Source organism: Streptomyces sp. BBFR25 (assembly GCF_044590125.1).
GTDB classification, from domain to species: Bacteria; Actinomycetota; Actinomycetes; order Streptomycetales; family Streptomycetaceae; genus Streptomyces; species Streptomyces canus_D.
Genome location: NZ_CP172447.1, coordinates 2,795,571 through 2,807,095 on the forward strand (window position 1 = coordinate 2,795,571; position 11,525 = coordinate 2,807,095).

General features: G+C 74.8%; 7 protein-coding genes. 5 read left to right on the plus strand and 2 right to left on the minus strand.

What is annotated here, in order from left to right; all coding sequences use genetic code 11:
* Positions 1–11: 11 nt before the first annotated feature.
* The gene (locus ACGH52_RS12760; RefSeq protein ID WP_121704014.1) at positions 12–719 is read right to left on the minus strand and encodes a FadR/GntR family transcriptional regulator; all 708 of its coding nucleotides are present in this window, start codon (positions 717–719) and stop codon (positions 12–14) included.
* 198 nt (positions 720–917) lie between these two features.
* On the opposite strand from ACGH52_RS12760, the gene ACGH52_RS12765 reads away from it, so the two are divergent.
* From ACGH52_RS12765 to ACGH52_RS12775, 3 genes are all read left to right on the plus strand, one after another.
* Complete coding sequence (locus ACGH52_RS12765) at positions 918–2,297, plus strand: SLC13 family permease (protein WP_399939146.1); 1,380 nt, start codon at positions 918–920, stop codon at positions 2,295–2,297.
* Positions 2,298–2,385: 88 nt separating this feature from the next.
* Positions 2,386–3,843: an acyl-CoA synthetase gene (locus tag ACGH52_RS12770; protein ID WP_210975628.1), complete on the plus strand. Its 1,458-nt coding sequence runs from the start codon at positions 2,386–2,388 to the stop codon at positions 3,841–3,843.
* Positions 3,836–5,212, plus strand: a complete 1,377-nt coding sequence (locus tag ACGH52_RS12775; RefSeq protein ID WP_399939149.1) for a carboxyl transferase domain-containing protein — start codon at positions 3,836–3,838, stop codon at positions 5,210–5,212. The genes ACGH52_RS12770 and ACGH52_RS12775 overlap by 8 nt, the downstream gene beginning before the upstream one ends.
* A 271-nt stretch (positions 5,213–5,483) precedes the next feature.
* Here the strand turns inward: ACGH52_RS12775 and ACGH52_RS12780 are convergent, their stop codons facing one another.
* Positions 5,484–9,155, minus strand: coding sequence for a S8 family serine peptidase (locus ACGH52_RS12780; RefSeq protein WP_399939152.1), 3,672 nt, complete (start codon positions 9,153–9,155; stop codon positions 5,484–5,486).
* A 226-nt stretch (positions 9,156–9,381) separates the two neighbouring features.
* Here ACGH52_RS12780 and ACGH52_RS12785 point away from each other — a divergent pair, with 226 nt between their 5' ends.
* Both ACGH52_RS12785 and ACGH52_RS12790 read left to right on the plus strand, forming a co-directional pair.
* A complete protein-coding gene (locus tag ACGH52_RS12785; RefSeq protein ID WP_059299464.1) occupies positions 9,382–9,741 on the plus strand; it encodes a CU044_2847 family protein in 360 nt (119 codons plus the stop codon).
* Positions 9,738–11,393 (plus strand): trypsin-like peptidase domain-containing protein, encoded by a 1,656-nt coding sequence (locus ACGH52_RS12790; RefSeq protein ID WP_399939155.1) that lies wholly within the window; start codon positions 9,738–9,740, stop codon positions 11,391–11,393. Before ACGH52_RS12785 ends, ACGH52_RS12790 begins: the two co-directional genes overlap by 4 nt.
* The last annotated feature ends 132 nt before the right edge of the window (positions 11,394–11,525 follow it).

Here is an 11,525-nt window from a genome sequence, read left to right on the forward strand (position 1 = left end):
GCGAGGGACGGTCAGCGTTCGCCCTCCGGGTCCCAGTCCAGCAGGCGGACCTTGGCGACCGTACGGACGTGGCGGCGCATCGCGGTGGCGGCCTGCCGGGGCTGCCGGGCGGCCACCGCGTCCAGGATCGCCCGGTGCTGGGCCAGGGAGCGGCCCGGGCGGCCGGGCTGGCGCAGGGACTCGGTGCGGCTCTCGGCGATCTGGTGGGCGATGGAGCGCATGAACTCGGCGAGCAGGCTGCTGTGCGCCGCCGCCGTCACCGCCGCGTGGAACAGGCGGTCCCCCTCGACGCCGTGCCCGCCACCGTCGATCTCCTCGGCCATCACGTCCAGCGCGGCCCGCATGGCGGCGAGGTCGTCCTCCGTGCGGCGCTCGGCGGCCAGTTCGGCGAGCTTGGTCTCCAGGGCCTCGCGGGCCTCCAGCACGTCCGGGAGGCGCCGACGGCGTTCGACCATCTTCTCCACGGGTTCGACGTCGAGGCTGTCCCGGACCAGATAGGTCCCACCGCCGTGCCGCGCCTCCACCAGGCCCTGGACCTCCAGGACCACGATCGCCTGCTTCACCGAGGCGCGGCTGACGCCGAGGCGCTGGGCGAGGTCCCGTTCGGGCGGGAGCCGGTCGCCGGCCCGCAGGCCGCCCTCGGTGACGTACTGGCGCAGCCGCTCCAGTACCTGTTCGTACAGGCGCTGCCTGGTCATGGGCCGCAGGGCGTCGGTCATGAGATCCCCCCTCTCGCCGGGAGCGTAGCACCGGGGCCGACGGTGGCCCGGCGGCCGAGTGGCTGAGCCAATTATTGCGCGACCCCTTGACGTGACCCCCGGCCGGGCCCACGCTGACCAGCCAACCGCACCACTCCAAGTGGCTCAGCCACTCGGCCACTCACACAGCTACTCAGGTCAGCACTCGGGAGCCCCCGCATGTCCCCCGAACTCATCTCGATCCTCGTCCTCGTCGTGGTGTTCGTCATCGCCACCACCCGCTCCGTCAACATGGGCGCGCTCGCCTTCGCCGCCGCGTTCGGGGTGGGCTCGCTCGTAGCTGACCTCGACGCGGACGGCATCTTCGCCGGTTTCCCCGGTGACCTGTTCGTCGTCCTCGTCGGCGTCACCTATCTGTTCGCCATCGCCCGGGCCAACGGCACCACCGACTGGCTGGTGCACGCGGCCGTCCGGCTGGTGCGGGGCCGGGTGGCGCTGATCCCGTGGGTGATGTTCGCGCTCACCGGCGCTCTCACGGCGATCGGCGCGGTCAGCCCGGCCGCGGTCGCGATCGTCGCGCCGGTCGCCCTGAGCTTCGCCACCCGGTACTCGATCAGCCCGCTGCTCATGGGCACGATGGTGGTGCACGGCGCGCAGGCCGGCGGATTCTCACCGATCAGCATCTACGGCTCGATCGTCAACGGCATCGTGGAGCGGGAGAAGCTCCCCGGCAGCGAGATCGGCCTCTTCCTCGCCTCACTGGTCGCCAACCTCCTCATCGCGGCCGTGCTGTTCGCGGTGCTCGGCGGGCGGAAGCTGTGGGCGCGCGGGGCGGTGGCACCGGAGGACGGCGGCGCTCCCGGCAAGGGCGGCGGCATGGAGACCACGGACACCGGTACCGGCACCGGCCCCGGCAGCAGCGCGGGCGACGGCACCGCTCCCGCCGCCGTGGCCGTCCGCCCCGACCAGGACACCGGCGGCACCGAAGGCACCGGCCTCCGCCTCAACCCCGCCCGCGTCGCCACCCTGGTCGCCCTGGTCGCCCTGGTCGTGGCCGTCCTCGGCTTCGACCTGGACGCCGGTCTGACCGCGGTCACCCTCGCCGTCGTGCTGAGCACCGCCTGGCCGGACGACAGCCGTCGCGCCGTCGGCGAGATCGCCTGGTCCACGGTGCTGCTGATCTGCGGTGTCCTCACCTACGTCGGCGTGCTGGAGGAGATGGGCACCATCACCTGGGCCGGTGAGGGCGTCGGCGGCATCGGCGTCCCGCTGCTGGCCGCCGTGCTGCTCTGCTACATCGGCGCCGTCGTGTCGGCCTTCGCCTCCTCCGTGGGCATCATGGGCGCGCTGATCCCGCTCGCGGTGCCCTTCCTCGCGCAGGGCGAGATCGGGGCGGTCGGCATGGTGGCGGCGCTGGCGGTGTCGGCGACGGTGGTGGACGTCAGCCCGTTCTCGACGAACGGCGCGCTGGTGCTGGCCGCGGCCCCGGACGTGGACCGGGACCGCTTCTTCCGCCAGCTGATGGTCTACGGCGGGATCGTGGTGGCGGCCGTGCCGGCGCTGGCCTGGCTGGTGCTGGTCGTGCCCGGATTCGGGTAGGCACACCTCGCGGACCAGGCGCGATCCGGCAGCCTTGAACGACAGCATCGGGCAGCACCTCTCGGGCAACAGCTAAGGAGTACCTCGCGTGTCCTCTCTCTTCCCGGCCCTCTCCCCGGCCCCGACCGGCGCTCCGGGCGACCGGCCCGCGCTGCGGTTCGGCGGGCGCTCCCTGACGTATGCGGAACTCGCCGCCGCGGCGGGCGCCACGGCCGGGAGGATCGGCGGCGCCGGACGGGTCGCGGTCTGGGCCACCCCGGCGATGGAGACCGCCGTCGCCGTGGTCGCGGCGCTGCTGGCCGGGGTCCCCGCCGTGCCGCTCAACCCGAAGTCCGGCGACAAGGAACTCGCGCACATCCTCTCCGACAGCGCGCCCTCCCTCGTCCTGGCGCCCCCGGACGGCGAACTCCCGCCCGCCCTCGGCGCCCTGGAGCGGGTCGACGTGGACGTGCGCGCCCGCGGGACGGTCCCCGAGGACCGCGCCGACGACGGCGATCCCGCGCTCGTCGTCTACACCTCCGGCACCACCGGGCCGCCCAAGGGCGCCGTCATCCCCCGGCGGGCGCTCGCGACGACCCTGGACGCGCTGGCGGACGCCTGGCGGTGGACCGGGGACGACGTCCTCGTACAGGGGCTGCCGCTGTTCCACGTGCACGGGCTGGTCCTCGGCATCCTCGGCCCGCTGCGCCGGGGCGGGTCCGTGCGGCACCTGGGCCGGTTCTCCACCGAGGCCGCGGCCCGGGAGCTGAACGACGGCGCGACCATGCTGTTCGGCGTGCCGACGATGTACCACCGGATCGCCGAGACGCTCCCCGGCGACCCGGAGCTGGCGAAGGCGCTGTCCGGGGCGAGGCTGCTGGTGTCGGGGTCGGCCGCGCTGCCGGTGCACGACCACGAGCGGATCGCCGCCGCCACCGGGCGCCGGGTGATCGAGCGGTACGGCATGACCGAGACGCTGATGAACACCAGCGTGCGCGCCGACGGCGAGCCGCGTGCCGGGACGGTGGGCGTGCCGCTGCCCGGCGTGGAGCTGCGGCTGGTGGAGGAGGACGGCACGCCGATCGCGGCGCTCGACGGGGAGAGCGTCGGCGAGATCCAGGTGCGCGGACCGAACCTGTTCACCGAGTACCTGAACCGCCCCGACGCCACCGCCGCCGCCTTCACCGGGGACGGCTTCTTCCGCACCGGCGACATGGCGGTCCGCGACCCCGACGGCTACGTCCGCATCGTCGGCCGCAAGGCCACCGACCTGATCAAGAGCGGCGGGTACAAGATCGGGGCGGGCGAGATCGAGAACGCGCTACTGGAACACCCCGGGGTGCGGGAGGCCGCGGTCACCGGGGAGCCGGACCCCGACCTCGGGGAGCGGATCGTGGCCTGGATCGTGCCGGCCGACCCCGCCGCCCCGCCCGCCCTCGACACGCTGGCCGACCACGTCGCCGGGCGGCTCGCCCCGCACAAGCGGCCCCGCGTCGTCCGGTACCTCGACGCGCTGCCCCGCAACGACATGGGGAAGATCATGAAGCGGGCGCTGGACCGTGACTGAGCGCCCGACCGCGCGAGAGTTCCTCGCCCTGGTCACCGACGACCTCACCTTCACCGAACTCCCGCACCCGGACGGCGCGTGGCGGCCCGACGGCCCCCTCGGCTGGCCCGGCTACGACGCCTCGCGGGCCCGCGCCGCCGAGCACACCGGCGAGGCGGAGTCCGTCGTCTGCGGCACCGGACGCGTCGAGGGCACCCGGGCCGTGTTCGTCTCCTTCGAGTTCGGCTTCCTGGGCGGCTCGCTGGGCCACCGCGCGGGCGACCGGATAGCGGCGGCGTACGCGTACGCCCGTGAACACCGGCTGCCGGTGGTGCCGTTGGTCGCGACCGGCGGCAGCCGGATGCAGGAGGGGATGCTTGCGCTGACCCAACTGCAGCGGGTGGCCCGGCAGTCGGCGCTCACCCGGGCGGCCGGGCCGGCGCAGATCGCGGTGGTGCGCGACCCGGCGACCGGGGGCGGCTGGGCGACGCTGGGCGCGGGCGCCGACGTGGTCCTCGCCCTGCCCGGCGCCCAGGTCGGTTTCGCGGGCTCGCGGGTCCGGCCGCCGGACGCCGACCCCGCCGCGTACACGGCCGAGGCGCAGGTGGCGGCGGGCAGCGCGGACGCCGTCGTACCGCCCGGGGAGCTGCGCGCGACGCTGGGCCGCTGGCTGCGGCTGCTGACGGCGCCGTCCGGCGATCCGGCGCCGGTGCCTCAGCCGCTGGGCGCGCGGGACCTGCCGGTCGGCGGCGGGGACGCGGTGCGCCGGGCCCGCGCCGCCGGACGGCCGCGCGCGCAGGCGTACCTGGACGCCTACTTCACCGAGCGCGTCGCCCTGTCCGGCGACCGCTGCGGCGGCCGGGACCCGGAGGGCATGCTGTGCGGCTTCGGGACGCACGCGGGGCGGACGGTGGCGTACGCCGCCCAGACGGGCACGGCGACCCGGCCCGCCGGGTACCGCACCGCGACCCGGCTGCTCCACCTCGCGGACCGGCTCGGCATCCCGGTACTGACCCTGGTGGACACGCCGGGCGCGGCCAACGACGCGGAGGCGGAGCGGCAGGGGGTGGGTCCGGCGATCGCGGACCTGTTCGGCGCCGTGGCCTCGGTGCGCACGCCGGTCACCACGCTGGTGATCGGCGAGGGCGGCTCGGGCGGCGCCCTGGCCCTGGCCGCGCCGGGCCGCACCTGGGCCACCCCGGACAGCTACTTCTCCGTCATCGCGCCGGAGCACGCGGCGGCGATCCTCAAGCGCCCGCCGGAGGAAGTGGAGGCGACGGCCGATCAACTGCGGCTGCGCCCGCAGGACTTGGCCGAGCTTGGCGTGATCCGAACAAGCGAGCAGGTGTTCCCTGGAACAGGTGATCGTCGCTCTGAAGAGCGCATGTGACTGCAGGGACCAACGATACTTACGGTGTGCGAGCGACGGGCTGCAGACCGTAGTCGCGCAGATGTCCCAAGTCCCGGCGGAGCCCGACGGCTTCGCACATGAACAGCGCAAGGAGCTGCACGATCATGAACCTTCTCACCGACATCCTCGCCGGCCTCGTCCACTTCGTCGGCTGGCTGGTCTGACGGTCCGAGAAACCAGGCGGCGCCGCCTCCCCGTCCCAGGGAGGCGGCGCCGTCCGCGTGTCGGCACCCCGGAAGCGCCCGCGGGTCTACCGCACGGCCACCGCCCGCAGGATCTCCTGGGTGACCGAGCCGCCCCGGTCGTCGCGCGCGAAGGCCCGCAGCGAGACGTGCTCGGCGTCGCGCGGCACGCTCAGCGTCCCGTGCCAGGACGCCTCCGCACCGCCGTCACCGCCGCGCAGTCCGACCTGCCGCCAGGTCTTCCCGTCGTCGTAGGACACCTCCAGCCTCCCGCCGCCGATCGTCCCGGTGTCCGGGGCGCCCGCCACGTGGTCGGCGCCGAGCCCGACCCGCAGCTTCTTCCCGCCGCGCACCTTCCCCGCGAGGTCGGTGTCCACGTCGAAGGAGAGGTTGATCAGCGGCAGGTAGGTCCACCGGTCGTCCGGCGTGGCCGCCGACCGGAAGGTCCACTCCGCGTGGCCCTTGGTCGCGAGCGGCCAGCGTGCCGCGTCCAGCGCGGTGTCGGTGACGAGCTTGTACGTGTGCGCGTCCGCGGGGGCGTCGGAGACGTACGCGGCGGAACTCGGCCCCTGGTCGACCAGTTCGCCGTCCAGGTACACCGACGTGGTCTGCGCCATGCCGCTGTCCTCGCTCCACACGTCGCCGAAGCCGGTGTGGTCGGGTCCCGAGTCGCCCCAGCCGGGCGCGTTGAACTGCATCCGGTCCCCGGCGCGCTGCTGTCCCCAGCCGAGCCCGGTGCCGAGGTAGGGGTGCCACACCGGCTTGAACCAGTTCAGCTCGGCGCGCGAGCCGCCCCGGTACGCGACCAGTCCGCCGCGCTCCTCCAGTGCCTCACCGGCGCTCGTCACGGTCTCGTGCCACAGCTGGCCGGGCCCGGTGGACACGTACTCGGTGCGTTCGGCGGGGTAGGCGATCCGCTCGCGGAAGCCGAGGCCGACCGGGAAGGTGTCGGTGATCGAGTACCGGAACTCGCCGCCGCTCGACGGTTCGTCGCCGTGGTACCTGGTGTGCAGCACGGCGAGGTCGCGGTGCCCCGGCTCGTAGGCGAGGTCCCGGTCGGGCACGGCGCCCCGGTGCCCCTGGGACAGGTCGTACACGTAGGGCGTGTCGCGGGTGCCGGTCATGTCGACCCGTCCGGCCTTCTGCAGCTTTCGGGCGTCGGCCGCCGAGACCGTGGCGATCTGGAGCGGCCGGTCGGCGTTGTCGTCGGTGCCCCACCAGGACATCAGCCGTCCGGCGGCGTCGTCCGTGACGAACAGCGCCCTGACGCCCGCCTCCTGCGCGGCCCGGGCGAGCGCGGTCGGTTCGGTCCCCTCGGTGAGCCGGGCGAGGACCGCCTTGCCGCGCACGCCGCCCGGGAAGGGCCCGGCCCCGACGTCCCCGACGTCGACCAGGGGCAGCCGGGTGCGGCCCTCGATCAGGGTGCCGCCGGACTGGACGGTGGCCTCGCCGATCCCCTTGACCTCCAGCAGTGGCTTGCCGAGCCGCCACACGGTGCGGTACTCGAAGCCGCCCTGGGTGACCTTCTTCGTGGGCGCGGCGAAGACGCTGTCGTACGTCAGCGGCACCTGGACGGCGCCGAACAGGTCGGAGCCGTTCGCGCTGCGGTCGTACTCCATGATCAGCTGCCGGGTCTCGGTGCGCCGGCCGACGTCGGCGCTGATCTCGCGCAGCTCGCGGCCGTCCAGGGTGATCTCGCGGTCCCGGTCGACGACGACCTCCGGGGCGGCGAGGAAGCCGAGGCCGAGGGAGTCGGCGCCGTGGCTGCCGCGCACGTCGAGGAAGGACGCGAGGCTGTACGTCCCTCGCGGGAGCCGCAGCTCCAGGGTGCCGGAGTCCGGGACGTGCGCGGGCACGGGGTCGACGCCCTCGGTGAGCTGCTGGACGGTCAGGTCGGCCGGGGTCGCGGCGCCGGAGCGGTCCTTGACGTGCACGGTGAGGGTGTACCGCTCGCCCTCCTTGACCAGCCCGAACGCGGTGTGCGCGAGGACCTTCCCGCTCGCGTCGGCCGCGACGACCTGCCCGCCGGTGGTGCCGACCGGCGCCTTGGCCCCGTCACCGGTGACGGTGGTGGCGGCGGTGCCGTGCGCGGGCACGGTGAGGGAGGTGTCGGCGAGGGTGGCGACGCCCTCGGGGGCGCCCCGCACGGACAGCTTCAACTCGACCGGTGTGTCGCCTGAGTTGGTGTACGTGACGGTCCTGGTGACGGGCTCGTTGGCCTCGTACGGCCAGGAGTAGAACCCCAGGTCGGCGCTGCCGGTGGCGGTGACATCGGCGTTCACGGCGTCGGGCACGCTGACCCGTCCGGTGCCCAACTGGTAGACGGAGGCGTCCACTTCCTTCGAGGTGGACATCAGCGCGTCCTTGAGCCGCGCGCCGCTCCAGTCGGGGTGCTCCTCGGCGAGCAGCGCGGCCACCCCGGCGATGTGCGGCGTCGCCATCGACGTGCCGTCCATGGACGTGTAGTCGCCGTTGCCCTCGGCGAGCCGGGAGCGGGCGGCGAGGATGCCGACACCCGGGGCCGACAGGTCGGGCTTGAGCGCGTTGTCCCCGTACCGGGGCCCGGCGCTGGTGAACCAGGCGGCCTGGTCGGCGGAGTCGACGGCGCCCACGGTGAGGGCGGTGTCGGCCGCGCCGGGCGAGCCTATGGAGGACGGGGCGCCGGTGTTCCCGGCCGCGATCACGAACAGGGCGCCGGTCTCGCGGGAGAGGGTGTCGACGGCCTCGGCCATCGGGTCGGTGCCGTCGCTGGGTTCGGTGGAGCCGAGGCTCATGGAGACGATGTCGGCGTCCACGTCCCGGGCGGCCCACTCCATGCCCGCGATGATCTCCGACTCGCTGCCGGAGCCCCCGTCGTCGAGGACCTTGCCGACGGCGAGCGTGGCGCCCGGCGCGACGCCCTTCTCCTTGCCGTCGGAGGCCGCGCCGCTGCCGCCCACGGTGGAGGTGACGTGGGTGCCGTGGCCGTGCCGGTCGGCGACCTCCTCACCGGGGATGAAGCTCCTGCTCTGCGCGATCCGCCCCGCGAGGTCGGGGTGCCCGGCGTCCACGCCGCTGTCCAGCACGGCCACGGTGACGCCCTTGCCGGTCAGTCCGGCCTCCCAGGCCGCGGGCGTGCCGATCTGCTCGTTGGACTCGGCCATGGCCGCAGTGACCCGCCCGTCGAGCCACACACCGTCGACACCGGCGCCGCCACGGGTGAATTCCCGCCAGAATTCACGCCCCTTGTCGGCCGCCACGGCGGCCCCGCGCACGCTGGGCAGCGACCGCGTCCGCTCGGCGCCCCGCGGGGTGGCGGCCCGCGCCCCCTTGTCGTAGGTCACGATCAGCGGCAGCTCGCCGGTCTCGCCGTCGGCCAGCCCCTGCTCCAGCAGCTCACCGACGTCGAAGAGCCGTTGGTCGAGGCTGCCGTCGCGCAGGTAGGGCAGGGCCTCGTCCGGTACGACGGTGGTCCGGCCGCCCGAACTGCTGGTGCGCACGGCCCCGGTGGCACCCTCGGGCCGCTCGACGGCGACGGTCTTCCGGCCGCCGCCGAGATCGGTGACGGTCACCCGGTCGCCGGTGACGAGGGTGACGGTGCGGGCCGCACCCGCCGCGGAGGCCGTACGGGCGGCCGCGGCCGGGGGGTGCGCCGGGTCCGGGGGCGGATCCTGCGCCGCCGCCGTCCCGGCCGGCAGCAGCGCGATCACGAGCCCCGCCGACAGGAGGGTCGCCCCACGTCTGACTGGTCCTGTGCTCATCCACGTCTCTCTTCGTGTCGTCGTAGAGTGCGGTGAAGAGTGCTGTGAGCAGTCTCAGGGGGCCCGTGGGGTACGGGAGTTGACCAGCGGCGGCGGTTAGTCGCCCTGGCGGGTTTCCGCCAGCGGCCCGACGGACCGGCGGCGCGGGGCGGGACACGGCCGAGTACCGTCCGTCACAATGGTGCTGCGCACGGACACGTACGGCACACGGGGAGCGAGCGGCGTCATGGACGGGTTGGTCGAGTTCAAGACCGAGGACGGCGTACGGGTGGTCGTCGAGGGCGTCGAGGACGAGGACGGCGCCCGCCTGGTCTCGCGCGGCGACGGCCCGGCCCGCGCGGCCCGCACCTTCGAGGACTCCCTGGACGGTGTGCGGGCGGCGGCCGCGTCCGCGCTGCGGGTCTTCCGGGACGGCACGCTCAGACCCGACGCGGTGGAGCTGGAGTTCGGGGTCAAGCTGAGCGCGGAGGCCGGCGCGGTCATCGCGAAGGGCTCCGCGGAGGGCCATCTGGTCGTGCGGCTGAGCTGGTCGCCGGAGCCGTCCCCGACGCGTCCCGAGTCCCCGGACGCAGCCGCGCTGTCATGAGCGGTGCCGCGTGGCACGCCCGCGTCGAGTGCGGCAGGGAGGTCGGCGCCGGATTCCTCGTCTCCGCCCGCCGGTTGGTCACCTGCGCCCATGTCGTCAGGTGGGCCGACCGCGCGCCGGTGACGGTGACCTTCCCGGGGCGCCGCGAGCTGGGCGAGCTGTCCGGCACGGTCGCCGTGCACGGCGGCTGGCGGGACGGCGCCGCCGACCTCGGCGACCTGGCCGTACTGGAACTGGACCGGGAGGTGCCGCTCACCCCCGCCGTCTTCGCCCGGCCCGGCACGGAGCGGACCGCACCCGCCCCCGAGCTGATCGCCTACGGCTTCCCCAAGGGGTACGACGAGGGCATGCTCGCCTCCTACCGCGCCCTGCCGGGACCGCTCATCTCCGACGAGTGGGTCCAGTTGGAGGCGCTCACGGCGCACGGGCGGCCGCTGGCCGCCGGGTTCAGCGGCGCGGCGCTGACGCTGGCCGACGGCACGGTCGTCGGCATGGTCTCCGCCGTCGCGGGCGCCCGGGACGTACGGGTCGGCAGGATGCTGCCCGTCGAGGTCATGGCGCGCTACTGGCCGGAGCTGGGCGAGCTGGTGCCCACCCCCGGCCACCGCGCGGACGCCCGCAGGCGGTTGTACGCGCTGGTGCGCCGGGCCGAGGAGGGCGGCCTGGACTGCGACCCGAACCGGCTGTACGTCTCCGCGATGGACGCCTTCGACCCGCCGCTGCCCGAGGGCGGTTTCGCCTCCCTGCGGGAGGCCGCCGCGTACGTGCAGTGGGAGGTGCCGGACCCGGCGGCCGTGGCCCGGTTCGCCGACCGGCTGGCGGAGCGGCTGCACGCCCCGCCGCCGCGCCCCGCGGCCTGGTCGCCCATCGTCGTGGAGATCGACCACAGCGGTGCCGGAGCCGACCAGGTCACCGTCGAGGTGTCCGCCTACCGGGACGGGCAGCGCCGGCCGGTGGGCTCGCGCCGACTGGCCCGCGGCGCGGTGCGCTCCTTCGTCCAGGAACGCATCGACGAGGCATTCACCCAGCTCGACCCCGGCGCCGACGAACTGCTCACCTTCGTGCTCCCGCGCGAGTGGCTGAACGAGCCGGTGGCGCACTGGGAGTGCGGGGAGGACGACTCCACGCCGCTGGGCTGCGCCTACCCGCTCGTGGTGACCGACCGGTACCGCCACCGCAGCGGACGCCTCCGCCACCAGCTGCGCAAGAAGTGGCGCAGGCTCGGCTCCGGACCGGAGGCCCGGCTGCACCGCGTGGACTGCGACACCCGGGAGCGGCCGGCCGGGCTGCGCAAACGGCTGCGGGACGACGCGGAGCTGGCCGGTTTCGCCACCCCGCCCTCGGCCGCGCCGGAGTACTTCGAGGTCGGCCTCAACCTCCCGGTCCCGGTGCTGCTGTGGCCGCGCCGGGACTGCCCCGGCGACGAGGGACCCGACGGCCGCTGCGCCGGTACGGCGTTCCTGGACGAGCTGGCGGCGTCCGTGGCGGGCGTGCCTCCGGCCGAACTCCCCCGTCTGGTCATGGAGCTGCGCGAGACGGCGGACGCGGCGGACGACCCGGACGAGCACTGGGCACGGGACGTCCAGCTCCTGTGGGACGACCCCCGCTGCTTCGCCGAGCCGCCCGCCCCGCTCCACTCCCCGGTCGGCTGAACCGCCGGCCGCGCCCCCGCACCGACCGTGCACCGACCCACCACGCCGACGCCGACCGTGACGAACCGACCGCCGTACCAACCGCCGTACCGACCGCCGTATCAACCGCCGTATCAACCGCCCGGAGAGAAG

Coding starts and splice junctions, on each gene's coding strand:
- ACGH52_RS12760 (WP_121704014.1), bottom strand. CDS start 719: ATGACCGACGCCCTGCGGCCCATGACCAGGCAGCGCCTGTACGAACAG.
- ACGH52_RS12780 (WP_399939152.1), bottom strand. CDS start 9,155: ATGAGCACAGGACCAGTCAGACGTGGGGCGACCCTCCTGTCGGCGGGG.
- ACGH52_RS12790 (WP_399939155.1), top strand. CDS start 9,738: ATGAGCGGTGCCGCGTGGCACGCCCGCGTCGAGTGCGGCAGGGAGGTC.
- ACGH52_RS12785 (WP_059299464.1), top strand. CDS start 9,382: ATGGACGGGTTGGTCGAGTTCAAGACCGAGGACGGCGTACGGGTGGTC.
- ACGH52_RS12765 (WP_399939146.1), top strand. CDS start 918: ATGTCCCCCGAACTCATCTCGATCCTCGTCCTCGTCGTGGTGTTCGTC.